Here is a 24,775-nt window from a genome sequence, read left to right as displayed (position 1 = left end):
CCGTCAAACGACCCTAACAAAAACAAAAAAGAAGACCGTATGAACACCACCCTACGCACGCTCGTTACTGCCCTGACCCTCGGCCTGCCGCTGTATGTCAGCGCTGACTCTGCCAGCATCAACTACCGCCACCAGTTCACCGAGGAGGACAGCGCCCACGCTGACCGAATCAAGCTCAACTACCGCCTGGACAGTGGCCTGGGATTTGAAGCGGAAATGAAATACCGCACCGCCGGCGACCGTGAAGACGTCGCCTACGACAACATGGTCAACAACGGGCACGAGTTCACCGTGAGCTACAACTACAAACTCAGCGCGCAATCGACGTTGACCCCGGCGTTCCAGATGGACAGCTCGAAAGACTCGACCACCTACAAGTTCGGCCTCAAGTACAACTACAAGATCAACGACGCCTTCTACGCCGCCACGCGCTATCGCCTGGATGCCAAGAAGCTGGACCGCGACCAGGTCAACGAGGACTTGCCCGACCACATCAAGGATGACCAGACCACCCATCGTTTCGAGGGCTGGCTCGGCTACACGCCGGCCAGTAAGTGGGCGTATGAATATCAGTTCATCTACTTCAAGACTGACTACATCCGCTACGACAACAAGAAGAGCGATTACGAACAGAACCTGATCGTCAAATACAAGCTCACCAAGGAATGGGCCCCGTTCATGGAGATTGGTGATGTGAAGGTCAACGCCACGTCCGAAGACCGCCAGGCGCGGTGGCGCCTGGGCATCCAGTACAACTTCATGTAAAGCCCCCACGACTTGCCTGGCGAGTGCGCATCGCTCGACAGGCAAGCCACCTGCATTCAGCGTTCAATGGAAGACCTGACCATGACCACACCACCCAAACCCTTCACGCGCATCTTGCTCACCGGCGCCGCCGGCGGCCTGGGGCAAATCCTGCGGAACACCTTGCACGCCCATGCCGACATCGTCCGCGCCTCGGACATCAGCCCCATGGCCCCCAGCCGTGGTGAGCACGACGAGGTGATCACCTGCAACCTGGCCGACAAGGCCGCCGTTGCGGCGTTGGTCACCGGCGTCGACGCCATCGTTCACCTGGGCGGGATTTCCGTGGAGCGGCCGTTCGAGGAGATTCTCGACGCCAATATTCGCGGCACATTCCACATTTATGAGGCGGCGCGACAACAGGGGGTCAAGCGGATTGTGTTTGCCAGTTCCAACCACGTCACCGGTTTCTATCCCCAGGACGTTGAACTGGACGTGCACTCACCGCGCCGTCCGGATGGCTACTACGCCCTCTCCAAGGCCTACGGCGAAGACCTGGCGGCGTTCTACTTTCACCGCTATGGGATTGAAACCGTGAGCCTGCGCATCGGCTCGTCGTTCCCCGAGCCGCGCAACCGGCGGATGCTTTCGACCTGGCTGAGTTACGCCGACCTGGACCGTCTGGTGGCGCGCGCCCTGCTGGCCAAGGAGGTTGGGCACAGTGTGGTGTATGGCGTCTCGGACAATCGCGATCGCTGGTGGAGTACTCGGCACACGGAACACCTGGGCTTTGCACCCAAGGACAGCTCGGAAGCGTTTCGCGCCAAGGTCGAGCAGCAACCGCCGGCGGCGGCTGATGAACCGGGCAGCGGGCTTCAGGGCGGCGCGTTCACTGCGGCAGGGCCGTTCGACAACTCGGCGGCGGCGGCTTCATAGGCCCGGCGCATACGCTCGCGACTGTTGGACAGATGCAGGCGCATCGCCGCCCGAGCCGCATCGGCGTCACGGCGCAGGATGGCTTTGTAGATGTCCTCATGCTCACGACTCAGGCGCTCCAGGAAGGGCTCCTTGTTGTCGTTGGCCAAGCGTTTTGAGTGCAGGCGTGTACGCGGCAGGATGTTGACCCCCAGGTGCAACATGATGTCGGTGAAGTAGCGATTGCCCGTGGCCAACGCGATCTGCTGGTGAAACTGAAAGTCTGCCGACACCGCGTAGTCGGCACTCACCGCCCGCGAGTTCAGCGCATCCAGCGAGTCGCGCATCACCTGCAATTGCTCGTCGGTCCGCCCCACGCACGCGAGGCCGGCGGCCTCTACCTCCAGACTGATGCGCAACTCCAGCACAGCCAGCACATCCTGCAGGGTCACGATGCTGTCCGGGTCGATGCGAAACCCGCTGGGGCTCGGGATATCCTTCACAAAGGTACCGACGCCGTGCCGGGTTTCCACCAGGCCCGAGGCCTGCAGGCGCGAAATGGCCTCGCGCACCACCGTGCGGCTCACCCCATGTTCGGCCATCACTTCGGATTCGGTGGGCAGCTTGGTGGCACGCGGCAGCTCACCGGAACAGATGCGCCGGGAAAGCTCGGTGACCAGTTCTTCGGCCAGGCTGCGGTGCCGGCGGCGAACGGTGGGCTGGACGTTCGGGTTGTCCATCAAGAACGGGTATCTCGGTTGGCGGAGGAACGCGCATCATAGCGCATTCGGTTGTACGACAACCCTCCCTGTGGCTCGCAGCGCCGCCCCCTACGCGAAAAGCCTCTGCCAGGCCGCTCTCAGCGACTGCCGAGCGAACTAAAAATGTGCAGGATTGCTCGACGCCCCTGCTCATGATCGGGCTATGATCGGCCGATATGAACCGGACGCCCGATACCCCATGCCCGTTGACCTGCAAGCGCTGTACCCCAAACTGATCCACCTGATGCTGGATACGGTATTTGTCGTCGACAGCGACAGCCAGATTGTCTTCGTCAGCGATGGCTGCGAGGCCCTGCTCGGCTACCGTGCCGACGAACTGGTCGGCACCCTGATCACTCACTACATGCACCCCGAAGACCTGGCGCGCACTCGAGCCTCGATTGTGCGGGTCATGAATGGCCACTCCCATGTCGACTTCCGCAACCGCTATCTACGCAAGGATGGCAGTGTCGTGCACATCCTGTGGGCGGCCTTCTGGTCCAAAGAGGTAGGCGCGCGAATCGGTGTCGCACGGGACGTGACGGCGCTCACCCAGGCCGAAGAAGAACTGCGCTTCCTTGCCCATCATGATCCGCTGACGGGCCTGACCAACCGCTCACTGTTCAATGATCGGCTGGACCAGGCCCTGCACAGTGCGCAGTCCCACAACCGCGGCCTGGCGTTGCTGTTCCTGGACATCAATGATTTCAAGGGCATCAACGATGTGCATGGCCACGCCATGGGCGATCGCGTGCTGTGTGCGATTGCCCGACGCCTGGAACGCTGCGTACTCGACAGCGACCTGGTGGCGAGGATGGGCGGTGATGAGTTCACGGTGCTGTTGATGGACATCCCGTCGCGGGAGGCTATTTCTGCCAGGGTGGTGCAGATACTCGCGGTCATGGCCGAGCCGCTGGGGCCCGAGTTTGGTGGGGTGAAGATGCCGTCCTGCAGCATCGGCGTGGCGGTTTATCCCCAGGACGGAGAGGATGCCGACACCCTGCTCAGCCATGCGGACGGTGATATGTATCGAATAAAAAGGCAGCGATTCGCGGCTGAATGACCAGAAGGCGGTTTGCATCAGGCAGGTCGGCCCACCCGCCCGATGCAGAAGCCCTCAGAGGCTCACAACCGACAGGCATTGACCGGCGGAACCCGGCCGCGCCAGGGCTGGGCCCGCTCCAACTGCCCCGCAAGGGCCAGCAGGGTACTTTCTTCGCCAAAGCGAGCGGCGAAGTGGGCGCCCATCGGCAGGCCGGCAGCGCTCCAGTACAACGGCACCGACATCGCCGGTTGCCCGCTGGCATTGAACAGTGCCGTGAACGGCGAGTAGCTGTGGAACTGTTCAATCAGATCTTCCAGGCTCAGACGGTCGTCCTGCAGATCCAGCTCACCGATTGGCACCGGCTCGCGTGCCAGGGTCGGCGTGAGGATCAGGTCGTAATCCTGCATGAACACCGCCAACTGCCGGCCCAAGGCATGAATCCATTCCACGGCACCGGCGTACTGCGCACCGCTGACAGCCCCTTTGCAGCGCAAGATAATCCGGGTGCGGGCTTCCAGCTCCTCAGGCTGCACGGCGGAACCGCGCATCTGCCCCAACACATCGACATAGTGGCGAGTGCTTGCACCGATGATGGTGAAGACCTGATCGAGAAACGCCGGCAGCGCCACCGGCAAGTTGACCGGTTCAACGCGGTGGCCCAGGGATTCGCACAACCTGGCGGCCTGGCGTACGGCTTGCACACTTTCGCCGGAGGTCGGCCAAGGCCCGAGCTGCTCGACCAGGGCGATCCGCAGCGGCCGAGGGTCCTGCTGCAGCGCGCTGACATAGGGCTGCGCCTGCAGCGGCGCGGCATAGGGTGCGCCCAGGTCGATCCCGGCCGTGGCATCCAGCAGCGCGGCGCTGTCACGTACCGACAAGGTAATCGCATGGGGGGTGCCCATGCCGGCCCAGCCCTCGCCGATCATCGGCCCGGACGGCAACAGCCCACGGCTGGGTTTGAAGCCGAACACCCCACAGCAGGACGCCGGCACACGCAAGGAACCGCCGCCATCGTTGCCATGGGCAAACGGTACGACGCGCGCCGCCACCAAGGCTGCCGCACCGCCACTGGAGCCGCCGGCACTGTGGGCGATGTTCCAGGGGTTGCGCGTGGCGCCAAAGCGGTTGGACTCGGTGGAATAGGAGGTGCCGAACTCGGGTGAGGTGCTGGTACCGACAATCACACACCCGGCCCGGCGGATACGGCTTACGTGTTCGGCTTCAAAGTCAGCGCGAGCGCCTCCCAACGCCTGCGAGCCATTGGTCATCGCCGCGCCGTTGACCGGCGAAAACAGATCCTTGATCAGAGTCGGTACCCCGGCAAACACACCGGGGCCGGGGCGCGACGCGCGTACCGACTGGCGGGCCGAATCGTAAAGCCGCTCGGCCACCGCATTCAGCTGCGGTTCGACCCGTTCGATACGCTCGATCACCGCTTCCAGCAGCTCGCCGGGCTGCACCTCACCGCGCCTGACCCATTCGGCCAAACCGGTGGCGTCTTCGCTGTCCAGCAGGTTGTGGATGTCCATGTTCGTCTCCTATTGATTATGAATGACTTGATCCGAATGCCTGAGTCAGCGCTTTGCGCCGTGCTTGCAGGCCTGCCAGTGCCCAGGCCAGGGCCGAGGCAAAACTGGCGCAGGCCAGCCACAGGATTGAACGACGTACGTCACCCGAGTAAACGCTGAGCACGGCCACCACCAGCGGGCTGACAAATTGACCGAAATACAGAAACGCCGTGAACCCACCCAAGCCGCGCCCGCGGGTTTTCGCGCTCAGGGCATTCATCACCGGCGCCATCGCGTTGGGCACCAGCAGCCCGGCGCCCAGGCCATGGATCAGCACGGCCACCAACACCATGGTGTAGCTCGGTGCGCGCATCAGCAGCCACAACCCCAGGCCCAGCAGGCTCAGCAACAGCGCATTGCAGCCGGGGATACCGATGCGCCGGCGCAGCAGCGGCCAGGCTAACGAACCGCCCAGGGTCGCCAGCAGACTGCCCCCCGCCGCCAGCCCGATCATCGTGCTTGAAGTGATGCCGAGGCTGACGAGTAAAACCGGCGCCTGGATCGGCACGATAAAACTCAGCACCATCCCACTGAGGATCAGCAGATAACCGAGCACCAACGGCAGCACGGCCACCCTGCCCTGTTCAGCCACCTCGACGGGCTGGCGAGCGGCCGCGGGCTCCCACAGCACCTTGATCATCATCGGCACCAACAGCAGTGGCAGCAGGTACAGCAGGAATGGCAGGCGCCAGGAGTGTTCGCCCAACGCGCCGCCCACGACATAGAACAGCGAGCCGACCAAACCGATGGTGACCACTTGCCGATTGATGTAGCGCAGCCGTTCCTCGCCGTGCCAATAGTCGGCAATCAGCGTCGCGCAACAGGTCATCACCGCCGCCTCCGCCGCGCCGAACAGCAGGCGTACACCGACGATGGCGGGCAAGTTATCCAGCAGCGCCGGGATGGCCCCGAGCACGGCATACAACAGCGTGGCGATCACCAGCAACGCCTTGCGCCCGACCCGGTCGGCCAACCAGCCGGCCAGGGGGGCGCACAGCGCAATCGCGAGTGCCGGCCCGGTGACCGCCAAGGGCACCAGCAGGTCGGCGCGCGGTTCCAGCGCACCGAACTCGGCGCCCAGCTTGGGCAGGATCGGCGCCACCATGGCCGCGCCCATGATGGTCAGGCTGCTGCCCAGCATCAGCACCAGCCCTTCACGGCGCCCGGTGGCTTGCCGTGGCGAGGGGGAATCGGAATGTGATGAGTTCATGGCCAGCCCCTTAGAAACTTTGAGAAATGCGCAGTGCCACGGTGTAACCCTCGGCACGGTTGCGGGCATCGGTTTCCTTGTAGGCGTGCAGCCAAATGGGCGGCAGGCCGGGCTTGAAGTAACTCACGGCCGGCCCGACCGCCAGCACCCGCGCCCGGTTGCCCGATTGCAGCCCTGGCGCGTCGTCATCGCTGAACTGACGGTAGTAGTAACCACCCAGGCCCAGGGTCCAAGGCCCTACATGCTGGCCCACGGCAAATTCGTGGCGGTATTCGACACCGTTCTTGTAGTCGGTCGCGGGGTTGCGGGTATTGACGTCAACCTCAAAGCTGGAAGAAACCTCGAAACCACTGTCGGTGATGTAAGTGGCGTTGACGATCGGCGAGAACGTCCAGTGATTGAGCCCTGGGGAGATCAAACGATTCTTGTCGTAGTCACCGGTGGGCGCCTGGATCTGCAACTGCGTGTTGATAAACAGGTTCGGCGACAGATTCCATTGCAGGATCACCGGCAGAAATTGCATGTCGGCCATTCGAAACGGATCGGCTTCCAGGCTCAGCGGACCCACCGGTGTGGGCACCTTGACGGAAGCGTCCATCTTGAAAAAAGGTACCACCACGCCGAAACCATAGTTGGCGCCCAGCACCGTGTGATCGGTCATGCGCATGTAGGCGACGCCGATGGACAACACATCCAGTGAGAAGTGGTTGTCGACGGAGCGACCGTTACGGTCCTTCTGCACATTGGCCGAGTAAAACGCCGTGCGCAGCCCCACGGTCCCGAACGGGGTGGCCGGCGGCATCATCCCCGCGCCGAAGTCATACACGCCGACGGCGGTGGTCGGCGCACCGTTCTCGGTGGCCTGGACACTGGCGCAGCAACCCAGCAGCCCCAGGGTGAACAGCGTCATGCGTGTGGCGCTTGCATTATTGTGGTGAATCATCGAATGCCCCTCCCATCAAGTGGTGTGGGCCATCCTAGTAACGCGCAGAGTGCGGCGGTTATCCGTTTTCAGCAGAGTTGCGTGCGACGCAGGGTCTGGGAAGGGCTTTCGCCGAACATGGTGCGGTAATCGCTTGCAAACCGGCTCAAATGCCAGAAGCCCCAGCGCGCCGCCACTTCCTGTACGCCGTGGGCTTGGGTGCTGGTTCGCAGTTCGCGGCGCACCGCATTGAGGCGCAGTGCCCGCAGATAGGCCACCGGGTTGATGCCCAGGGTCTCCTGAAAACAGTACTGGAGTTTGCGCCGGCTGGCGCCGATGTGGTTGCACAGGTCGAGGATCGACAGCGGCTCGTCCAGGTGACTCAATGCATATTCGCGGGCGCGATCGACCATCCTTTTGCGCGCCGTGGGGTTGAGGGGTGGCGCCTGGTCCGGGGCGATCAACTCCAGCATATGCAGCATCACCGCATCGCGGATGCCGCGGCGGATCGAGTCATGCCCGAGCACGGCATCACAGCCCGCCAGCTCATCGAACAACGCCGCGAGGTCACGTTGCACGGATGAATCACCCAAGCGGTAACACCTGGGAAGATCGGTAATTCGAAATTGAATGCCCTGGCACTCCAGCACATGTTCCAGGGCGTGCTCTTCGATGGCCACGCCGAGCAGGTCCAAGTGCTGTGGAGTGTGCAGCTCGGGCAGGTTTTCACCGTGGGCCACCAACAGGCTGGGCTCGTGGATCGGATGCCCCGAGCAATACACCGGGCCGTCGGCACTCAAGGGAATGCTGAAGGTGATCGCACCTTTCCAGGCCACACCACTCTTGACCATGGCCTGATTAGAGCGGTCGCGCACCAGTTGCATCCAGTCCGAGCGGAACTCCAGCAACTCACCGGCAAAGGAGCCGGGTGACAACTGATCGTAGCGAACCTGCCAGCCGCCCATATTGCGAGCGTGCTCATCGATGTCGCTGGTCAGGAAACGCTGGAGGGGTAACGCCGGTGGAAGCACCACCGAGGCCGCAGGCATCAGTACATTATTATTGTTCATTGACCCAACCTTTTTCAGTTGCAAGGCTTACAGGTCGTATCGCACGCAAGTTCCATTCCGAACCCGGGGCAGCTCGTGCATGTGTGCCGAAAATGGATAGTGAGGATGTGCGCCCGCGATGCCAGCCTCGGGCAAACACGTTCACCTGTTAATGATTTTTTTTACCTTCAAGGCTTGATGTTTTTCAGCTCATTGAGCAAGTCCAGCAACTGCTGCATTTTCTCCGCGCCAAACTGCGCTTCGATTTTCTGGTAGTTGCTTTCCATGCCCTCGCTCATGGAGACGAAACACTGCTGGCCGCGCTCGGTGAGGCCCACGAACACCCGGCGCTGATCCTGGCTGGACTTCTGCCGGCGCACCAGGCCGTCGCGCTCCAGGCGGGTCAACACTCCGGTCATGCTCGGTTTCAGGATGCAGGCCTGCTGGGCGAGCTGGTGGCTTTCGAGTTCGCCCTGCTGGCGCAGGATCCGAATGACCCGCCACTGTTGCTCGGTCAGTGCATGCTTGTTCAGCGCCGGGCGGAAGAACGCCATTGCGGCTTCACGGGCTTGCAGCAGGGTCAGGGTCAGCGAAGGTCTGGGGTTGGCCATATCGGCACCAATTGGATGGGCGAGTCGGCAGCTTAGTGTCGCCGGCCAACCGCTGCAAGCGGCCTGGGGGCTGTGAAAAGTACAATCGGTTCGGCGTAAAAGCCATTCTGTTGCACCGCGGCGATGCTCATGATGATCCGCACAAGATCAACAAGACCTACCTTATGCCTGGCTCAACGCAACCCCGATTGGCGCTGGCGGTACTCCCCCGGAGTGAGCTGGGCGTAACGCTGGAAAAAACGACTGAAATAGGCCGGGTCCTTGAACCCCAGCTGATAGCAGATCTCGTTGGCCGAGCTGCCGGTAAACAGCAGCAGGCGCTTGGCTTCCTGCATCAGGCGCTCCAGGATCAGGCGCTTGGACGGCAAGTCGGCAATGCGTCGGCACACATCATTGAGCCGTGCTTCTGTCACCCCAATGCCCTGGGCATACCGCGACAACGGCCAGTGTTGCTGGTAGTGCGCTTCGATCAGCTCGTTGAAGCGGTGGAAGATTTTCAAGTCTTCGTGGCGGGCGGGCGTGGCTTTCAACGAGTTCGAACACAGCCGCAACAGGCTGATCATGATCAACCGCGTCAGGCTATCCAGGGCTGCGCTGCGCCCGGAACGCTGGGCTTTTACCTCTTCGCGCAGTTCCTCGAACAGATAATCCAGGCGGCGGATATCGCCCGCGTATTGCGGCGCCAACTGCGTCAGGGCGACACACGCGGCCGGCAATTGCACACCGGCCGGCGCCAGGCTGGCGTCGGCTTCGATCAGTTGCCACACCAATTGCTGACGCACCGTCAGCACATGCCCGTCACTGTCGGCCTCGGTCACAAACGAGTGCGGCACCGTGGGTGGCGTGAGGAAGAACATCGGCCCGGACTCGACGTATTGCTGGTCGTCCAGGTACACGCGCACGGTGCCGCTTTTTACGTAGTGAACCTGGAAGAACCGGTCATGCCGGTGAACGGGCATGTTGCGCCCGAAAAAATCCGCCAGGTTGGCCAGCTTGTCGTAATGGACTTCGGCGTCGCTGTAGCGCTGGTCGTACACCTGGCCAATGTTGATGTTCGGGATGGGTTGACGGTCGCTCATCGCACGCTACTCGTTTTTATTGTGATTGCCCTGATGCAGCGGTGCTCACCCTGCAAGCACCCCGTGGACAGTCTACACCCTTGACGATAGTTAACATCTTAATTATAACTGTTAACACATTAACTAAATGCAAGGCCGCCATGGCCCTGCCAGGAGAACCCATGAGCCGTGCCTTGCATGACATCGCGACCGGCACCCTTTTCGGTGTCGCGCTGAACTACCAGGGTTTGCTCAAGCAGCGCCTCGCCGAATTCGAACAGCCGCCGTACCAGAAACCGCCGGTCAAGCCGGTGCTGTTCATCAAGACGCCCAACACCCGCAACCAGCACGGCGCCGAGGTGGTGCATCCCGGCCAGGGCGAACGCCTGCAACCTGGGCCGGCGTTGGGGGTGGTGATGGGCAAGAGCGCCAGCCGCGTCAGCGTAGATGAAGCCCTCGACTACGTGGCCGGCTACACCCTCGTCAATGAGTTCAGCCTGCCGGAAGACAGCTACTACCGCCCCGCCGTCAAAGCCAAATGCCGCGATGGGTTCTGCGCCATCGGGCCCGAGCTGATACCCACAGGGCAGGTGTCGAACCCGCACAATCTTGCGATCACCCTGTACGTCAACGGCGAGGTTCGCCAGCACAACACCACGGCCAACTTCGTGCGCAATATTCCATTGCTGATCGCCGAGATCAGCGAATTCATGACCCTGCACGCGGGCGATGTGCTGATCACCGGCACGCCCGAAGGCCGGGTGGATGTGCAGCCCGGCGACACCGTGGAGGTCGAGATCAGCGGCCTCGGCCGCCTGGTCAACCACATCAAGGCAGAGGAGCTCTCATGAAACACGCCCGTATTCGCTTTGAAGGTGAAGTCCATTCGGTACAGGTCGAAGCTGAAAACGCCGTGCGCCTGGCCGACGGTCGCCTGCTGGCCGAAGACCAGGTGCAATGGCTGCCACCGGCGACCGGCAGCATGTTCGCCCTGGGCCTGAACTATGCCGACCACGCCGCTGAACTGGCTTTCAAGCCGCCGACCGAACCCCTGGCCTTCATCAAGTCCGTGGGCACGTACACCGGCCACAACCAGGTGACCTGGCGCCCGGATAACGTCGCCTACATGCACTACGAGTGCGAGCTGGTGGCCGTCATCGGCAAGCCGGCGCGCAACGTCAAGCGTGAGGATGCCCTGGAGTACCTGGCGGGCTACACGGTCTGTAACGACTACGCCATTCGCGACTACCTGGAAAACTACTACCGGCCCAACCTGCGCGTGAAGAACCGCGACGCCACCACCCCGGTCGGTCCGTGGATCGTGGACGTGGCCGATGTGCCGGACCCAAGCAATCTGAAACTGCGCACCTGGATCAACGGCGAGCTGCGCCAGGAAGGCAGCACCCAGGACATGATTTTCGACATTCCCTACCTGATCGAATACCTGTCCAGCTTTATGACCTTGCAACCCGGCGACATGATCGCCACCGGCACGCCCGAAGGCCTGGCCGACGTCGTGCCTGGCGATGAAGTGATTGTGGAAGTCGAAGGCGTAGGCCGCCTGGTTAACCGAATTGTCAGCGAAGCGGCGTTCTTCAGCGCCCGTAAAGAGGCTTGAGCAGCATGATCAAACATTGGATCAACGGCCGTGAGGTCGAAAGCAAAGACGTGTTCGTCAACTACAACCCGGCCACCGGCGAAGCCATCGGTGAAGTCGCCAGCGGCGGCGCCGAGGAAGTCGCGCAAGCCGTGGCGGCGGCCAAGGAAGCCTTCCCGAAATGGGCCGGCACCCCGGCCAAGGAACGGGCGCGCTTGATGCGCAAGCTGGGTGAACTGATCGAACAGAACGTGCCGCACCTGGCCGAACTGGAAACCCTCGACACCGGCCTGCCGATTCACCAGACCAAAAACGTATTGATTCCCCGCGCCTCGCACAACTTCGACTTTTTCGCCGAAGTCTGCACGCGCATGGACGGCCACAGCTACCCGGTCGATGACCAGATGCTCAACTACACCCTGTACCAGCCGGTGGGTGTCTGCGCGCTGGTGTCGCCGTGGAACGTGCCGTTCATGACCGCCACCTGGAAAACCGCGCCGTGCCTGGCCCTGGGCAATACCGCGGTGCTGAAAATGTCCGAGCTGTCGCCGCTGACCGCCAACGAACTGGGGCGCCTGGCGGTGGAAGCAGGGATTCCAAAAGGCGTGCTCAATGTCATCCAGGGTTACGGCGCCACCGCTGGCGACGCCCTGGTGCGTCACCCCGATGTACGCGCGATTTCCTTCACCGGCGGCACCGCCACCGGCAAGAAAATCATGCAGACCGCCGGGCTGAAAAAGTACTCCATGGAACTGGGCGGCAAGTCGCCGGTGCTGATCTTCGAAGACGCCGACCTGGAACGCGCCCTCGACGCTGCGTTGTTCACCATCTTCTCGTTGAACGGTGAGCGCTGCACCGCCGGCAGCCGGATCTTTATCCAGGAAAGCGTGTACCCGCAGTTCGTCGCCGAGTTCGCCGCGCGCGCCAAACGCCTGATCGTCGGCGACCCCCAGGACCCGAAAACCCAGGTCGGCTCGATGATCACCCAGGCCCACTACGACAAGGTCACCGGTTACATCAAGATCGGCCTTGAAGAAGGCGCCACCCTCCTCGCCGGTGGCCTGGAGCGTCCGACCAACCTGGCGGCGCACCTGAGCAAAGGCCAGTTCATCCAGCCCACGGTGTTCGCTGACGTGGACAACTCCATGCGTATCGCCCAGGAAGAGATCTTCGGCCCGGTGGTGTGCCTGATTCCGTTCAAGGACGAAGCCGAAGCGCTGCAGCTGGCCAACGCCACCGAGTACGGCCTGGCGTCTTACATCTGGACCCAGGACATCGGCAAGGCGCATCGTCTGGCCTATGGCATCGAAGCGGGCATGGTGTTCATCAACAGCCAGAACGTGCGCGACCTGCGCCAACCGTTCGGCGGCGTGAAGGGCTCCGGCACCGGCCGTGAAGGCGGCCAGTACAGCTTCGAAGTGTTCGCCGAGATCAAGAACGTGTGCATCTCGATGGGCAGCCATCACATTCCACGCTGGGGCGTGTAACCCGGACACAACAACGCGTCCTGTAGGAGCGAGCTTGCTCGCGAAGAATCCGCAGGCGCCGCCGGCTAACAGAAGTGCTGCGTTATCGTTGATGTTTTTCGCGAGCAAGCTCGCTCCTACAAAAGAATAAATACTCAGGAGAATGATCATGGGCGAAGTAGTTCTGGCAGCAAAGATCTGCCACGTACCCTCGATGTATTTGTCGGAGCTGCCTGGCAAGCACCACGGCTGCCGCGAAGCGGCGATTGCCGGGCACAAGGAAATCGGTCGGCGCGCCCGCGAGCTGGGCGCCGATACCGCCGTGGTGTTCGACGTGCACTGGCTGGTCAACAGCGCCTATCACGTCAACAGCGGCGAGCACTTCAAGGGCATCTACACCAGTAACGAACTGCCGCACTTCATCAAGAACATGGCGTACGAATACCCCGGCTGCCCGGAGCTGGGCGAGCTGATCGCCGCCGAGGCCAATGCCGCCGACGTGCGTACCCTGGCCCACAACATCCCGAGCCTGGAGCTGGAATACGGCACCCTGGTACCGATGCGCTACATGCACATGGGCGTACCGGACGAGCAGACCTTCAACGTCGTTTCGATTGCCGCCTGGTGTGCCTGGCATCGCCTGCAAGACAGCTTCACCTTCGGCGCCGCCGTGCGCCGGGCCATCGAGAAGAGCGACCGCAAAGTCGTGGTGCTGGCCTCGGGTTCGCTGTCGCACCGCTTCTCCGACGACCGCAATGCCGAAGCCAATATCCATAACTGGACCCGTGAATTCGACAAGCAGGTCGACCTGCATGTGGTGGAACTGTGGCGCCAGGGCCGCTGGAAAGAGTTCTGCGCCATGCTCCCGGACTACGCCGAGCATTGCTTTGGCGAAGGCAAGATGCACGACACCGCCATGCTCCTGGGTTTGCTCGGCGGGCCGGACTACGACAAGCCGGCCGAGATCATCACCGCGCCCTTCGGCAGCTCGGGCACCGGGCAGATCAACGCCATTTTCCCTGTTTGACCGCATGGCCGCGCGGCATCCCCGCGCGGCCTGAAGGAGCCGTTCATGCCTCACTTCATCGCTGAATACACCGACAACATCGAACAGCAGGCCGACCTGCCGGGCCTGTTTGAAAAAGTCCACGCCAGCCTGGGCGCCAGCGGCGTGTTTCCCCTGGGCGGCATCCGCAGCCGTGGCGTGCGCCTGGACACCTGGCGCATGGCCGACGGCAAGCATGACTACGCCTTCGTGCACATGACGTTGAAGGTCGGCCATGGCCGCGACCTGGCGACACGGCAGCACGTCGCCGAGCGCCTGTTCGAGGTCATCACCCAGCACTTCGCCGCGCTTCAGGCCCAGCGCCTGCTGGCCTTGTCGTTTGAAATGCTCGAACTGCACGAGCAGCTCAATTTCAAGCAGAACAACGTGCATGCGTTCCTCAAGGCGCAGGTCGGCTAAAGCACCCTGCCCGTTCACACCCTCGGCCTCTCAGATAAAAAGTATAAAACCATGAGCACAGCCCATACCGCCGCCCCCCTCGGCCAGGTCGCACGCGACCGTACCCACAGCACCATCACCTGGCGGCTGATGCCGTTGTTGCTGATCTGCTACCTCTTCGCCCATCTCGACCGCATCAACATCGGCTTCGCCAAGATGCAGATGAGCGCGGACTTGAACTTCAGCGACACCGTCTATGGCTTCGGCGCCGGCCTGTTCTTCGTGGCCTATGCGTTGTTTGGCGTCCCCAGCAACATGGCCCTGGACCGTGTCGGCCCCAGGCGGTGGATTGCCACGCTGATGGTGGTGTGGGGCGTGCTGTCGACCTGCATGTTCCTGATCGACGGCGCCATGGGCTTCTATGTGCTGCGCTTTTTACTGGGGGTGGCCGAGGCCGGTTTCTTCCCGGGCATCCTGGTGTTTCTGAACCGCTGGTACCCGGCCGGGCGTCGCGCGCAAGTCACCGCCCTGTTTGCCATCGCAGTACCGATGGCCGGGGTGATCGGCGGCCCGCTTTCCGGCGGCATCCTTGAACACTTCCACGACCTGGGCGGCCTGCGCGGCTGGCAATGGATGTTCGTCATCGAAGGCGCCCCCGTGATTCTGCTCGGGCTGGTGGTGCTCAAGTGCCTGCCGGACAGCTTCGAGACGGTCAAGTGGCTGGCGCCGGAACAGAAGCAACACCTGCGCGAGCAACTGCACCAGGAAGAACACCGCAAATCCATCACCTCGTTCTCCGCGATTCTTCGCAACCCACAGGTGTGGCTGCTGGTGGCGGTGTACTTCGCGGTGATGCTGGCGGTCAACACCCTGGCGTTCTGGATGCCGACGCTGATCCACGGTGCCGGCATCGGCAGCGACGGCAAGGTCGGCCTGCTCAGTGCGGTGCCGTACCTGGCCGGGTGTTTTTTCATGATTGGCTGCGGGCGCTCATCCGACCACCAGCGTGAACGCCGCTGGCACCTGTGCGTGCCCTTGCTGATGTCGGCCGTGGGCATTGCCATCGCCGGGCTCGCCCCCGCCAACCCGGCCGTGGTGCTGGGCGGCCTGATCGTCGCCGGCATGGGCGCCAGCGCGGCGTTGCCGATGTTCTGGCAACTGCCTCCCGCGTTCCTCTCCAATAACACCCAGGCCGCCGGGATCGCCCTGATCAGCTCGTTCGGCAGCATCGCGTCATTCTTCGCGCCCTACCTGATCGGCTGGATGCGCGACACCACCCAGAGCGCCAGCCTGGCCCTGTACGTCCTGGCGCTGCTGATTGCTCTCGGTGGCCTGCTGGTGCTGCGCACCCGGGCAGCCATCGTCAACCCTCAATAAGAGACTCTTGCCATGCTTGATCAATCGCTCATTTTGCAAGCCGCCGCGCGCCTCGACCAGGCCGAACGTTCACGCGAACAGGTGCGTCAGTTTTCCCTCGATCACCCGGCGATCACCCTCGAAGACGCCTACGCCATCCAGCGCGCCTGGGTGGAACAGAAAATCAGGGACGGGCGCAAGCTGGTCGGCCACAAGATCGGCCTGACCTCCCGGGCCATGCAGGTCTCGTCCAATATCACCGAGCCGGATTTCGGTGCGCTGCTGGACGACATGTTCTTCGATGAAGGCACCGACATCCCCTTCGAGCGCTTTATCGTGCCGCGCGTCGAGGTGGAGCTGGCGTTTATCCTGGGCAAACCGCTGAAAGGCCCGAACGTGACGGTGTTCGACGTGCTCGACGCCACCGAATGGGTGATCCCGGCACTGGAGATCATCGATGCACGCATCCAGCAGGTCGACCCGCACACGAAGGCGACCCGCAAGGTCTTCGACACCATCTCCGACAATGCCGCCAACGCCGGCGTGGTCATGGGCGGGCGGGCCGTGCGCCCCACCGAGATCGACTTGCGCAAGGTACCCGCGGTGCTCTACCGCAATGGCGTGATCGAAGAGTCCGGCGTCTCCGCCGCCGTGCTCAATCACCCGGCCAAGGGCGTGGCCTGGCTCGCGAATAAACTGGCCGCCTATGACGTCACCCTGCAACCCGGACAAATCATCCTGGGTGGCTCCTTCACCCGTCCGGTGGCGGCCAACCCTGGAGATACCTTCCATGTCGACTACGACATGCTGGGTTCGATTGCCTGCCGATTCGTTTAACCGGAGAGTGCTCATGGACATGCCTGTCAACACCTTCAAACATCGCCTGCGCAGCGGGGAAGCCCAGATCGGCCTGTGGCTGGGCCTGGCCGATGCCTATTGCGCGGAACTGGCCGCCAACGCCGGTTTCGATTGGCTGCTGATCGACGGCGAACATGCGCCCAACGACCTGCGCGGCATGCTCGGCCAGCTCCAGGCCGTGGCGCCCTACCCCAGCCAGCCGGTGATTCGCCCGGTGATCGGCGACACCGCGTTGATCAAGCAAGTGCTCGACATTGGCGTACAGACCTTGCTGGTGCCCATGGTGGAGAGCGCAGAACAGGCGCGTACGCTGGTGAAAGCCATCCATTATCCGCCCAAGGGCGTGCGCGGCGTCGGCAGTGCGCTGGCCAGGGCTTCACGCTGGAACAGCATTGCCGGTTACCTCGACCACGCCGATGAGCAGATGTGCCTGCTGGTGCAGATCGAAAACCGCGAGGGCCTGGCCAACCTGGAGGCGATTGCGGCGGTGGAAGGCGTAGACGGGGTGTTTATCGGGCCGGCGGACCTGAGCGCGTCGATGGGCCATCGCGGCAACCCCGGCCACCCCGAGGTGCAGGCCGCCATCGAAGACGCCATCGCGCGCATCCGCAACGCCGGCAAAGCCGCCGGCATTCTCAGCGCCGACCAGGCACTGGCGCGGCGCTACATCGAACTGGGCGCGGCGTTCGTGGCGGTGGGCGTCGACACCACGGTGCTGATGCGCGGGCTGCAAAGCCTGGCGGCGGCCTTCAAGGATTCACCGGCGCCTGACAGCGCGGCCGGCGGCGTCTACTAACGTAGCAGCTGCCGAGCCCCGGCGAGGCTGCGTAGAGCGCGACTCGATCTTGAATCGGCAGCGCGGCCTACGCAGCCTCGCTTGCGCTCGGCAGCTGCTACGGGGGGAGACCTTGGTGGGGGGTTGGCATTCGTAGGATTTGCGCGGTGTTGGATAAGACGGTATCCACGGGGGGTAGTTTAACTAGCGCTTGAGAGTTTTCAGTTCGTTGAGCAAGGTCAGCAACGTCTGCAACTTCTCCTCGCCAAACCCCGCCTGCAAGCGCTGGTAATTGGCTTCCATGCTCTGGCTCATTGAGTCGAAACAGGCTTGCCCCTTCTCGGCCAGCCGCACCAGCACGCGGCGTTGGTCCTGTTGCGCCTTGCGCCGCTCCACCATGCCTGCCGCTTCCATGCGCACCAGCACCCCGGTCATGCTCGGCTTGAGAATGCACGCCAGCTCGGCCAGGCGGTTGATCTCAAGCTCCTCATGCTGGCTGAGGATCCGAATGACCCGCCATTGCTGCTCGGTCAGCCCGTGTTGATTGAGCGAAGGGCGAAAAAACCCCATGGCGGCTTCACGCGCATGGAGCAAAGTGAGGGTCAGGGATTGGCGCGGTTTGGACATGGATGGCGGCGTCGCAATTGGTTAACAGATTAACAACATTCTAGCATTGGCGATTGTTGCCCGTGTGCGGCTTTACCGCGCGGCCGGATTCAGGGTTGATGATTGGCAGCCACGGTCAAGAGCGGCGGCACACAGAATCAAGACACCTACCGCTCGGAAGGCACTTAATACACCCCAACAGGCACAGAGCTTCGTGTCGGCTCTGCAGTGCGTTTCCCTTCACTTTTCCAGGCTGCGCCATGATCAATATCGAAACGCCGACCTACTACTCGGCAACCAAGAAATACAACCTCAGCTTCCCCACCCTCGAACAGGACGTGGAAGCCGATGTGGTGGTGATTGGCGGCGGTTTCTCCGGCATCAACACCGCACTGGAACTCGCCGAAAAAGGCATCACCAACATTGTGGTGCTCGAAGCGCGCTACCTGGGTTTCGGCGGCACGGGCCGCAATGGCGGGCAGATCATGGCGGGGATCGGCCATGACCTGGAGAAGATCAAGCAACAAGTCGGCGACGAAGGCCTGCGCCAGATCTTTGAAATCAGCGAGCTGGGCGCCGGCATCATCAAGGATCGCATCGCCAAGTACGCGATCGACGCCGATTTCTGCCACGGCTACGGCTACATGGGCTTCAACGCCCGCCAGGAAAAAACCCTGCGCGCCTGGGAGAAGGACTTCAAGTCGATCAACACCAAGGACGAAATCCGCTTTATGGCGGGGTCCGAGGTCAAGCAGATCATCGGTTCCGACGCCTATACCAGCGCGCTGCTGCACATGGGCGGCGGGCACGTGCACTCGCTGAACCTGCTACTGGGCGAAGCCAAGGCCCTGGCGGGCCACGGTGTGCGCATCTTTGAGCACAGCCCGGCGCTGGAAGTCAGTTATGGCGAACGCATCACCGTGCGCACCGGCCGCGGCTCGGTCAAAGCCTCCAAGTTGCTGTGGGCCTGCGACAGTTTCCTCAACAAGCTGGAACCGGAACTGCACAAGACCACCGTCAATACCTATGCCTTCCAGTTGATGACCGAGCCGTTGTCGGACGAGATGATCAACCGCATCAGCCCGATACGCGGCGCCTACAGCGATATTCGCCCGGTGATCGACTACTACCGGGTCACCAACGAAAACCGCTTGCTGTTCGGTGCCGCCACGCCTTTCGTCGAGCACATCCCGCTGGACCTCAAAGCCTGGAACCGCAACCTGATGCTGAAGATTTTCCCCTACCTCAAGGACGTGAAGATCGACCTGGCGTGGGGCGGTCCGATGGCGACCGGGGCCAACCTGTTCCCGCAGATCGGCACGCTCAGCGGGCGCCCGAATGCCTTTTATGTGCAGGGCTACGCCGGCTTCGGGGTCACGCCCAGCCACATCATCTGCAAGGTCTTGGCCGAGGGCATGAGCGAAGGCTCGTCGCGCTACGACCTGATCAGCGCGGTCAAGCATGCGCAGATCCTGGGCAAGGACCATATCCGCCCGCTGCTGCTCACGGCCGGCAAAAGCCTTCATCAACTTTCGGGCTATTTCAACGGTCGCCGTTGAGCCCCGCTGTTTCATTCACAGGAGAACTGCCATGCCCGTTACCACCCTGAAGAAAGACATCCAATTATCGGACCTCGATGCCTGGGGCACCGTTGCCGACCTCGGCTCCGAGATCCTCGAAGGCGAAGTCAAAGCCTTTGGCAAAATGACCTTCGGCGCCCCGACCGACGCCGTCAGCAGCGCCTATTTCGGCACCACCCAAGGCAAGTTCCGGATGGTCTACCCGTTCGCCGAACAAGCCACGGTGGTCACCGGTGAAGTGGTGCTGACCGACGAAAGTACTGGCCAGAGTACCCGCTACAAAGCCGGCGACAGCTGGTTCGTGACCAAGGGCACGCCGGTGCTGTGGGAGGTGGTAAGCGAGAGTTTTGTGAAGCACTATTTCGCGGTAGTCTGATCGCTCCCCTCTGCCGGCTTCGGCCGGCAGCGTTTGTTCCGGCGCAGGTGACTGACCATGCACGCCATCCCCGCTCAGGAAGTCGCCGGCCATTGCCTGCAGGCTTTCACTCAACTGGTGCCCGCCAGCCAGGCAGCGTTCTATTGCGTGGACCGCCAGCTGCAGGCCCGTGATTTCAGGCTGCAAGGCATGAGCGGTGAGATGCACCGCGACTACCTGGACAACTACCGCCAATTCGACCCGTTGCAACCGCGCAATTGCCTGTCCAGCGGGCTGGCGGTGGTGCCGCTGGGGTTCGCCATGGCCCGCCAGCCCCTGCGTGACAGCCGCCGCTATCAAGACTTCCTGCAACGCTACGGTGTGGTCGATGTGGTGGAGATCGTGGCCCATCGCGCGGACCAGCCCCAGGCGGCCATCTCCTTGCTGCGCACGGCGGAGCAAGGGGTGTTTACCCCCGACCAACTGGCTCAGCTCAATGCCTTGCAGGCATTGCTGCAAATGGCGGTGGCCAATATGCAGCCCTGCGACGATGCATTGGCCGGTCTCACGCCCAAGGAACGCCAGATTGCCTGGTTATTGCGTCAGGGTGCGAGCAACAAGCAACTGGCCCTGGAGCTGGATGTCGGCCTGCCGACCATCAAGACGCACTTGATCCACCTGTTTCGCAAAACCGGTGTGAGCAGCCGTACCGAACTGGTCGCCGCGCTGTTTCTTTAAGCCGCCTCAACCCTTTGGTTGATAGGCGCGCCAGGTTGCCAACCGCATGATCCGGGGTGTCCATTCCCTCAACCGGAGCCATGCAATGACCACTTCATCCGACTGGATCACCGTAGGCGCCCTCGCCGATGGTTTTGCCCCCGACGCGTTTATCCTGCCCAACCTGGCCGACCTCAACGGCAAGGCCTTCACCCTGCACTTCGCCAACGGCTGGCAGATCGAGCATCGCTTCGACACCGAGCAGTTGCACTGGCACGCCGCCGACGGTCACTCCAGCGGTTCGGCCGCCTACCGCGCCACCTCGGTCCGCCCGGGCCTGTACCTGGTCGACTTCATCAAGCATGAAGCCGGCCAGGCCTGGTCCATCAGCCTGGTGCTGGACACCACCACGTCGTCGTTCACCGCCGTGATCGGGCGCATGCCGGACCGCGAACAAACCGAGCAAGGCCTCTACAGCCGCGCCCTGGCCGGCAAGGCCCTGACCTCGGTGGACGTGGACTTCCTGCACGGCAGCCTGGATCAACCTTGGCAGCCGGGCCAATGCCCCCACGCGCCCACCCAGGAACTGACCGGCCTGCGCAACCTGTATCGCTACAGCCCCAGCGAAGTCTACGAGCACATCTACCTGAACGATCAGTTCTATGCCTGGCAATGCCTCAAGGGCGTGGAGCAAGGCCTGTGCGATACCGATCGCTGCCACTACTACAAGATCGCCGATCAGCTGTACCTGTTCGTCTGGCGCGAAAAGATCATCCCGACCCTCGGCCTGGTGCTGATCGACCTGCAACAGCACCGCAGCGACGGCAAGATCTTCGGCTATGCCGGTGCGTCGTTCGATGAGCTGTCGAACTTTCCAGTCAGCTCCTACTGCCAAGTGCTCAACCGCACGGAGTATCCCGATGCCTGATCCACGCACCGTTGTCATCACCGGTGCCGGCACGGGCATCGGTGCCGCCTGCGCGCGCTTATACGCCGCCGAAGGCGCCAACCTGGTGCTCATCGGCCGTCGCCGCGAGCCGCTGGAGCAAGTTGCACAGGACACCGGCGGCCTGGTGCTGGTCGGCGATGCGGCCTGCCCGGCCACCTGGGAGGGTTTCGTTGCGCAGATTGCTCAGCGCTACGGCCGCCTCGATGTGCTGCTGGCCTGCGCCGGCGGGCATGGCGTGGGCAGCGCCACCCAGACCAGCCCACACACCTGGGAGGCGGCCTTGCGCAGCAACCTGGACAGCGCGTTCTACAGCGCCCGCGCCTGCCTGCCGCTGCTGATCGAAAGCGCCGGCAATATCGTGCTGCTCGGCTCCATCGCCTCCCTGGCCGCCGGACCCGAAGTATGCGGCTACACCACCGCCAAGCATGCGCTGCTCGGGCTCAATCGCTCCCTGGCGCGGGATTACGGCCCACGCGGTGTGCGGGTGAACGCGGTGTGTCCCGGCTGGGTTACCACGCCCATGGCCGACGAGGAAATGCAGCCGTTGATGAGCTTCCACGGCGACACCCTGCCGCAAGCCTATGCCCGCGTATGCGCCGACGTGCCGTTGCGGCGCCCCGCCAGCGCCGAGGAAATCGCCAAGGTGTGCCGCTTCCTGGCCAGCCCGGATGCCGCGATCATCACCGGGGCCAGCGTGGTCGCCGATGGCGGTTCGAGCATCGTCGATGTGCCCACACTGGCTTACGTCCATATGGAGCGTGCACATGCCTGAAGACTTGGATTTCAGCGGCAAGACCGTGCTGGTCACCGGCGGCGCCCAGGGTATCGGCCAGGCCATCGTCGAGGCGTTCGCCTGGCGTGGCGCCCGCGTCATGATCGCCGACCTGCGCCTGGCACAAGCCCAGGCATTGGCCGAGGGCTTGCGTGCGCGCGGCTGCCGGGTCGAGGCCATCGCGCTGGACCTGGCCGAAGCGACGGCGGTGTTCGAAGGCATCAAGGCTATAGAACAGGACTGGGGCCGCCTGGATATCCTGGTGCACAACGCCGGCTACTTTCCGTTGACAGCGTTCGCGCAGATCACCCCGGCCATGCTTGAACGCACGCTGGCGGTCAACCTCTCGGCGCTGTTCTGGCTGACCCAGGCCGCCTTACCGATGTTTCAACGCCAGGGCGGTGGCTGCGTGCTGGTCACCTCATCGGTCACCGGGCCACGGGTTGCCTATGCGGGGCTCAGCCACTACGCGGCGTCCAAGGCCGGGGTCAACGGTTTTATCCGCAATGCCGCGCTGGAGCTGGCGACTTACCAGGTGCGCGTCAACGGCGTCGAGCCAGGGATGATTGCCACGCCGGCCATGGATAACCTGGGCGACAGCCAGGTCAATGCCGACATCGCCAGCCGCGTGCCCCTGGGACGCCTCGGTGCCGCTCAGGATATTGCCGGGGCCATGCTGTTCCTGGCCTCCGACCTGGCGACCTACATCACCGGGCAGACCATCGTGGTGGACGGCGGCTCGACGTTGCCAGAGGTGAAGTGACCTCTGTCGGGATGTAAACCGGATCAAATCTGGGAGGGGCGGTGTATCCGTTGAATAGCGCTCGCCCCTTCAAGCAGCGACAGTGAATCACTGAACACCCGCGACAACGCCGCAAGCCGCTTGACGTAACCCTGGGGCGTCGAATAGATCAGCTCCACATGCAGGCTGTCGACGATACCCAGGTAAGCGTCACAAAACACCTCGAGCGCCTCGGGCCGTACCATCCTGTACCGCCCTTGCGCGGCACGCTGGAAATCCTCGCGAATGCTCGCCAGGTACCCCTCAAATCCTGCCGTAATCACGCTGCGAATATCCGCCGGCGGAAAGTAGGCCGTGCGCAACAGGAAGCGCAGGTGCGCCGACCCCGCATAGCGCCCGCGCAACCGCTCAAGGTGCAATTGCCCAGGCACGCCAGGGTGCCCGGCCTCTTCCTTGAAGCACTGCGCGATGTACTGATGTTCATGGGCCAGGGCAATCTCGAAGACCGTCTGAAACAGCGCGTCCTTGCTGACAAAGTGCGCGTACAGCGAGGCCTTGCGCATGCCGGCCCCGACCGCGATTTCGTTCAGCGATGAAGCGTCGTAGCCGTAAGCGGCAAAGTGTTCGACCGCGACTGCGCAAATGTTATGGGCCGACAGGGTGAGCGGTTTCATTGATCCATCGATACCCTATGCCGCACCGACCGCTTGCTGCAGATGAGTGGAACGAAAATCCTTGGGCGACAGCTCGAATTGCTTCTTGAACGAGCGGCTGAAGTGCGCAGAATCGGTGAAGCCCCACTTGTAGGCAATCGAGGTGATCGACTCGCTCTTGAGGAACGGGTTGGTCAAGTCGTCCGCGCTGCGTTTGAGCCGCGCACGCTGGATGTAGCGGCAGACGCTGTCGTCCTGTTCTTCAAACAAGCGGTACAAATGCCGCACTGAGATGTTCAGGCGGCTGGCCAGGCCTACCGGGCTCAGGCCGGGTTGGGTCAGGGACTCGTCGATGACTTTCTGCACATAACTGCGCAGGTTGCTGCCCTGCAAGGACACGCCGCTGTCGCCTGGGGCGTCATGCAGTTCAAAGGCTGACCCGAGCAGGGAGACAAACGCCGCTTGCAGCGCCTCGGCCTCTTCAATCGAATCCTGACCCTCCAGGCCCTCGCGGCACAGCTGGTCCATCAACACGTGGAGCATGCGCCCGCAGGCCTTGCTCGAAGAGATCTTGCCGAAGGTTTTCGAGGCGCTGCCCAGCTGCTTGCACACTTCATTGCGCGAGAGTGACAGCGAGGCATGTTCGATAAGGCCAAACGGGCTGATCTCGATCGAACCCGTGGAGTCCATCAGCAGCATATCGCCGGGGGCCAATTGAATGACCTGGCCGTTCTGGGTGATCTGGCAATAGCCACTGCGCTGGCTGACCAGGAAGCAATGCTGGTCCATATCGTGATCGGCATTGGGCCGCTCGCGTTTGATCAGGCCGGCGTTGGTGCGCAGGTTGGCCAGTGACAGGCCGCCCCGGGAGTGCTTGGACACCTCACCGATGAACAGTGAGCGGTTGAAGGCCAGTTCCGTGTCGAAATGGCCGCAGGCCGCTCGCAGATCCCGAGTCCAGGTTTCCAACCCATAGTGCGCAGACTGATAGGTGCTCATGGCATCTCCACAATGGTTTCTTG

Annotated in this window: 27 protein-coding genes; 17 read left to right on the top strand and 10 right to left on the bottom strand. The window is 62.7% G+C overall.

Annotated elements, in window-relative coordinates; genetic code table 11:
- Positions 1–39: 39 nt before the first annotated feature.
- Complete coding sequence (locus BFQ01_RS01385) at positions 40–765, top strand: oligogalacturonate-specific porin KdgM family protein (RefSeq protein ID WP_065923967.1); 726 nt, start codon at positions 40–42, stop codon at positions 763–765.
- Positions 766–846: 81 nt separating this feature from the next.
- Positions 847–1,680, top strand: coding sequence for an NAD-dependent epimerase/dehydratase family protein (locus BFQ01_RS01380; RefSeq protein WP_065923979.1), 834 nt, complete (start codon positions 847–849; stop codon positions 1,678–1,680).
- On the opposite strand, the gene BFQ01_RS01375 is transcribed toward BFQ01_RS01380, so the two are convergent.
- Positions 1,620–2,399 carry a FadR/GntR family transcriptional regulator gene (locus BFQ01_RS01375; protein WP_065923966.1) on the bottom strand — a complete coding sequence of 260 codons (780 nt, stop codon included), beginning with the start codon at positions 2,397–2,399 and terminating at the stop codon, positions 1,620–1,622. The genes BFQ01_RS01380 and BFQ01_RS01375 overlap by 61 nt on opposite strands.
- A 220-nt stretch (positions 2,400–2,619) precedes the next feature.
- Between BFQ01_RS01375 and BFQ01_RS01370 the strand changes: the two genes are divergently transcribed.
- Positions 2,620–3,483: a sensor domain-containing diguanylate cyclase gene (locus tag BFQ01_RS01370; protein ID WP_065923978.1), complete on the top strand. Its 864-nt coding sequence runs from the start codon at positions 2,620–2,622 to the stop codon at positions 3,481–3,483.
- 62 nt (positions 3,484–3,545) lie between these two features.
- Here BFQ01_RS01370 and BFQ01_RS01365 read toward each other — a convergent pair whose 3' ends face one another.
- The 6 genes from BFQ01_RS01365 to hpaA form a co-directional block, all read right to left on the bottom strand.
- Positions 3,546–4,994: an amidase gene (locus BFQ01_RS01365; protein ID WP_065923965.1), complete on the bottom strand. Its 1,449-nt coding sequence runs from the start codon at positions 4,992–4,994 to the stop codon at positions 3,546–3,548.
- 16 nt (positions 4,995–5,010) lie between these two features.
- Positions 5,011–6,243 (bottom strand): MFS transporter, encoded by a 1,233-nt coding sequence (locus tag BFQ01_RS01360; RefSeq protein WP_065923964.1) that lies wholly within the window; start codon positions 6,241–6,243, stop codon positions 5,011–5,013.
- A gap of 10 nt (positions 6,244–6,253) precedes the next feature.
- Positions 6,254–7,186: a SphA family protein gene (locus BFQ01_RS01355; RefSeq protein ID WP_065923963.1), complete on the bottom strand. Its 933-nt coding sequence runs from the start codon at positions 7,184–7,186 to the stop codon at positions 6,254–6,256.
- A 68-nt stretch (positions 7,187–7,254) separates the two neighbouring features.
- On the bottom strand, positions 7,255–8,235 hold the full coding sequence (locus tag BFQ01_RS01350; RefSeq protein WP_065923962.1) for a helix-turn-helix domain-containing protein: 981 nt from the start codon (positions 8,233–8,235) through the stop codon (positions 7,255–7,257).
- Positions 8,236–8,402: 167 nt separating this feature from the next.
- Entirely contained in the window at positions 8,403–8,825 is a 423-nt protein-coding gene (gene hpaR, locus BFQ01_RS01345; protein ID WP_027603497.1) for a homoprotocatechuate degradation operon regulator HpaR, read from the bottom strand.
- 173 nt (positions 8,826–8,998) lie between these two features.
- Complete coding sequence (hpaA, locus tag BFQ01_RS01340) at positions 8,999–9,904, bottom strand: 4-hydroxyphenylacetate catabolism regulatory protein HpaA (protein ID WP_027603496.1); 906 nt, start codon at positions 9,902–9,904, stop codon at positions 8,999–9,001.
- Positions 9,905–10,065: 161 nt separating this feature from the next.
- On the opposite strand from hpaA, the gene BFQ01_RS01335 reads away from it, so the two are divergent.
- The 8 genes from BFQ01_RS01335 to hpaI all read left to right on the top strand — a co-directional run bounded on the left by BFQ01_RS01335 (position 10,066) and on the right by hpaI (position 17,400).
- A complete protein-coding gene (locus BFQ01_RS01335) occupies positions 10,066–10,734 on the top strand; it encodes a fumarylacetoacetate hydrolase family protein (RefSeq protein ID WP_065923961.1) in 669 nt (222 codons plus the stop codon).
- Complete coding sequence (locus tag BFQ01_RS01330; protein ID WP_065923960.1) at positions 10,731–11,501, top strand: fumarylacetoacetate hydrolase family protein; 771 nt, start codon at positions 10,731–10,733, stop codon at positions 11,499–11,501. The genes BFQ01_RS01335 and BFQ01_RS01330 overlap by 4 nt, the downstream gene beginning before the upstream one ends.
- A gap of 5 nt (positions 11,502–11,506) precedes the next feature.
- Positions 11,507–12,967: a 5-carboxymethyl-2-hydroxymuconate semialdehyde dehydrogenase gene (gene hpaE, locus BFQ01_RS01325; protein ID WP_065923959.1), complete on the top strand. Its 1,461-nt coding sequence runs from the start codon at positions 11,507–11,509 to the stop codon at positions 12,965–12,967.
- Between the two features lie 148 nt (positions 12,968–13,115).
- Positions 13,116–13,973 (top strand): 3,4-dihydroxyphenylacetate 2,3-dioxygenase, encoded by an 858-nt coding sequence (gene hpaD, locus BFQ01_RS01320; RefSeq protein ID WP_053139655.1) that lies wholly within the window; start codon positions 13,116–13,118, stop codon positions 13,971–13,973.
- 45 nt (positions 13,974–14,018) lie between these two features.
- Positions 14,019–14,411 (top strand): 5-carboxymethyl-2-hydroxymuconate Delta-isomerase, encoded by a 393-nt coding sequence (locus BFQ01_RS01315; RefSeq protein ID WP_065923958.1) that lies wholly within the window; start codon positions 14,019–14,021, stop codon positions 14,409–14,411.
- A gap of 51 nt (positions 14,412–14,462) precedes the next feature.
- Complete coding sequence (locus BFQ01_RS01310) at positions 14,463–15,767, top strand: MFS transporter (RefSeq protein WP_065923957.1); 1,305 nt, start codon at positions 14,463–14,465, stop codon at positions 15,765–15,767.
- A 12-nt stretch (positions 15,768–15,779) separates the two neighbouring features.
- Complete coding sequence (hpaH, locus tag BFQ01_RS01305) at positions 15,780–16,583, top strand: 2-oxo-hept-4-ene-1,7-dioate hydratase (RefSeq protein WP_065923956.1); 804 nt, start codon at positions 15,780–15,782, stop codon at positions 16,581–16,583.
- A 13-nt stretch (positions 16,584–16,596) separates the two neighbouring features.
- The gene (hpaI, locus tag BFQ01_RS01300; protein WP_065923955.1) at positions 16,597–17,400 is read left to right on the top strand and encodes a 4-hydroxy-2-oxoheptanedioate aldolase; all 804 of its coding nucleotides are present in this window, start codon (positions 16,597–16,599) and stop codon (positions 17,398–17,400) included.
- Positions 17,401–17,583: 183 nt separating this feature from the next.
- Here hpaI and hpaR (BFQ01_RS01295) read toward each other — a convergent pair whose 3' ends face one another.
- Positions 17,584–18,006 (bottom strand): homoprotocatechuate degradation operon regulator HpaR, encoded by a 423-nt coding sequence (gene hpaR / locus BFQ01_RS01295; RefSeq protein ID WP_027603487.1) that lies wholly within the window; start codon positions 18,004–18,006, stop codon positions 17,584–17,586.
- A 239-nt stretch (positions 18,007–18,245) separates the two neighbouring features.
- Between hpaR (BFQ01_RS01295) and BFQ01_RS01290 the strand changes: the two genes are divergently transcribed.
- The 6 genes from BFQ01_RS01290 to BFQ01_RS01265 all read left to right on the top strand — a co-directional run bounded on the left by BFQ01_RS01290 (position 18,246) and on the right by BFQ01_RS01265 (position 23,121).
- Positions 18,246–19,544 carry an NAD(P)/FAD-dependent oxidoreductase gene (locus tag BFQ01_RS01290; RefSeq protein WP_065923954.1) on the top strand — a complete coding sequence of 433 codons (1,299 nt, stop codon included), beginning with the start codon at positions 18,246–18,248 and terminating at the stop codon, positions 19,542–19,544.
- A 31-nt stretch (positions 19,545–19,575) separates the two neighbouring features.
- The gene (locus BFQ01_RS01285) at positions 19,576–19,941 is read left to right on the top strand and encodes a cupin domain-containing protein (protein ID WP_065923953.1); all 366 of its coding nucleotides are present in this window, start codon (positions 19,576–19,578) and stop codon (positions 19,939–19,941) included.
- A gap of 57 nt (positions 19,942–19,998) precedes the next feature.
- A complete protein-coding gene (locus tag BFQ01_RS01280; protein WP_065923952.1) occupies positions 19,999–20,658 on the top strand; it encodes a response regulator transcription factor in 660 nt (219 codons plus the stop codon).
- 85 nt (positions 20,659–20,743) lie between these two features.
- Positions 20,744–21,565, top strand: coding sequence for a molybdenum cofactor biosynthesis F family protein (locus BFQ01_RS01275; RefSeq protein ID WP_065923951.1), 822 nt, complete (start codon positions 20,744–20,746; stop codon positions 21,563–21,565).
- Positions 21,558–22,358: an SDR family NAD(P)-dependent oxidoreductase gene (locus tag BFQ01_RS01270; RefSeq protein ID WP_065923950.1), complete on the top strand. Its 801-nt coding sequence runs from the start codon at positions 21,558–21,560 to the stop codon at positions 22,356–22,358. The genes BFQ01_RS01275 and BFQ01_RS01270 overlap by 8 nt, the downstream gene beginning before the upstream one ends.
- Positions 22,351–23,121 (top strand): SDR family oxidoreductase, encoded by a 771-nt coding sequence (locus BFQ01_RS01265; protein ID WP_065923949.1) that lies wholly within the window; start codon positions 22,351–22,353, stop codon positions 23,119–23,121. The genes BFQ01_RS01270 and BFQ01_RS01265 overlap by 8 nt, the downstream gene beginning before the upstream one ends.
- A gap of 23 nt (positions 23,122–23,144) precedes the next feature.
- Here BFQ01_RS01265 and BFQ01_RS01260 read toward each other — a convergent pair whose 3' ends face one another.
- Complete coding sequence (locus BFQ01_RS01260; protein WP_065923948.1) at positions 23,145–23,774, bottom strand: TetR/AcrR family transcriptional regulator; 630 nt, start codon at positions 23,772–23,774, stop codon at positions 23,145–23,147.
- A 15-nt stretch (positions 23,775–23,789) separates the two neighbouring features.
- Positions 23,790–24,752, bottom strand: a complete 963-nt coding sequence (gene feaR, locus BFQ01_RS01255) for a transcriptional regulator FeaR (RefSeq protein WP_027603480.1) — start codon at positions 24,750–24,752, stop codon at positions 23,790–23,792.
- Positions 24,753–24,775 lie beyond the last annotated feature (23 nt).

The organism is Pseudomonas sp. 8 R 14 (genome assembly GCF_900005955.1).
Classification (GTDB): Bacteria; Pseudomonadota; Gammaproteobacteria; order Pseudomonadales; family Pseudomonadaceae; genus Aquipseudomonas; species Aquipseudomonas marginalis.
Note: the sequence above shows the minus strand (reverse complement) of the source record. Positions and strands in the feature narration are given on the sequence as shown.

Excerpts from the sequence above, each read along its gene's own strand:
- BFQ01_RS01385 (WP_065923967.1), top strand. The coding sequence starts at position 40 with ATGAACACCACCCTACGCACGCTCGTTACTGCCCTGACCCTCGGCCTG.
- BFQ01_RS01380 (WP_065923979.1), top strand. The coding sequence starts at position 847 with ATGACCACACCACCCAAACCCTTCACGCGCATCTTGCTCACCGGCGCC.
- BFQ01_RS01375 (WP_065923966.1), bottom strand. The coding sequence starts at position 2,399 with ATGGACAACCCGAACGTCCAGCCCACCGTTCGCCGCCGGCACCGCAGC.
- BFQ01_RS01370 (WP_065923978.1), top strand. The coding sequence starts at position 2,620 with ATGCCCGTTGACCTGCAAGCGCTGTACCCCAAACTGATCCACCTGATG.
- BFQ01_RS01365 (WP_065923965.1), bottom strand. The coding sequence starts at position 4,994 with ATGGACATCCACAACCTGCTGGACAGCGAAGACGCCACCGGTTTGGCC.
- BFQ01_RS01360 (WP_065923964.1), bottom strand. The coding sequence starts at position 6,243 with ATGAACTCATCACATTCCGATTCCCCCTCGCCACGGCAAGCCACCGGG.
- BFQ01_RS01355 (WP_065923963.1), bottom strand. The coding sequence starts at position 7,186 with ATGATTCACCACAATAATGCAAGCGCCACACGCATGACGCTGTTCACC.
- BFQ01_RS01350 (WP_065923962.1), bottom strand. The coding sequence starts at position 8,235 with ATGAACAATAATAATGTACTGATGCCTGCGGCCTCGGTGGTGCTTCCA.
- hpaR (WP_027603497.1), bottom strand. The coding sequence starts at position 8,825 with ATGGCCAACCCCAGACCTTCGCTGACCCTGACCCTGCTGCAAGCCCGT.
- hpaA (WP_027603496.1), bottom strand. The coding sequence starts at position 9,904 with ATGAGCGACCGTCAACCCATCCCGAACATCAACATTGGCCAGGTGTAC.
- BFQ01_RS01335 (WP_065923961.1), top strand. The coding sequence starts at position 10,066 with ATGAGCCGTGCCTTGCATGACATCGCGACCGGCACCCTTTTCGGTGTC.
- BFQ01_RS01330 (WP_065923960.1), top strand. The coding sequence starts at position 10,731 with ATGAAACACGCCCGTATTCGCTTTGAAGGTGAAGTCCATTCGGTACAG.
- hpaE (WP_065923959.1), top strand. The coding sequence starts at position 11,507 with ATGATCAAACATTGGATCAACGGCCGTGAGGTCGAAAGCAAAGACGTG.
- hpaD (WP_053139655.1), top strand. The coding sequence starts at position 13,116 with ATGGGCGAAGTAGTTCTGGCAGCAAAGATCTGCCACGTACCCTCGATG.
- BFQ01_RS01315 (WP_065923958.1), top strand. The coding sequence starts at position 14,019 with ATGCCTCACTTCATCGCTGAATACACCGACAACATCGAACAGCAGGCC.
- BFQ01_RS01310 (WP_065923957.1), top strand. The coding sequence starts at position 14,463 with ATGAGCACAGCCCATACCGCCGCCCCCCTCGGCCAGGTCGCACGCGAC.
- hpaH (WP_065923956.1), top strand. The coding sequence starts at position 15,780 with ATGCTTGATCAATCGCTCATTTTGCAAGCCGCCGCGCGCCTCGACCAG.
- hpaI (WP_065923955.1), top strand. The coding sequence starts at position 16,597 with ATGGACATGCCTGTCAACACCTTCAAACATCGCCTGCGCAGCGGGGAA.
- hpaR (WP_027603487.1), bottom strand. The coding sequence starts at position 18,006 with ATGTCCAAACCGCGCCAATCCCTGACCCTCACTTTGCTCCATGCGCGT.
- BFQ01_RS01290 (WP_065923954.1), top strand. The coding sequence starts at position 18,246 with ATGATCAATATCGAAACGCCGACCTACTACTCGGCAACCAAGAAATAC.
- BFQ01_RS01285 (WP_065923953.1), top strand. The coding sequence starts at position 19,576 with ATGCCCGTTACCACCCTGAAGAAAGACATCCAATTATCGGACCTCGAT.
- BFQ01_RS01280 (WP_065923952.1), top strand. The coding sequence starts at position 19,999 with ATGCACGCCATCCCCGCTCAGGAAGTCGCCGGCCATTGCCTGCAGGCT.
- BFQ01_RS01275 (WP_065923951.1), top strand. The coding sequence starts at position 20,744 with ATGACCACTTCATCCGACTGGATCACCGTAGGCGCCCTCGCCGATGGT.
- BFQ01_RS01270 (WP_065923950.1), top strand. The coding sequence starts at position 21,558 with ATGCCTGATCCACGCACCGTTGTCATCACCGGTGCCGGCACGGGCATC.
- BFQ01_RS01265 (WP_065923949.1), top strand. The coding sequence starts at position 22,351 with ATGCCTGAAGACTTGGATTTCAGCGGCAAGACCGTGCTGGTCACCGGC.
- BFQ01_RS01260 (WP_065923948.1), bottom strand. The coding sequence starts at position 23,774 with ATGAAACCGCTCACCCTGTCGGCCCATAACATTTGCGCAGTCGCGGTC.
- feaR (WP_027603480.1), bottom strand. The coding sequence starts at position 24,752 with ATGAGCACCTATCAGTCTGCGCACTATGGGTTGGAAACCTGGACTCGG.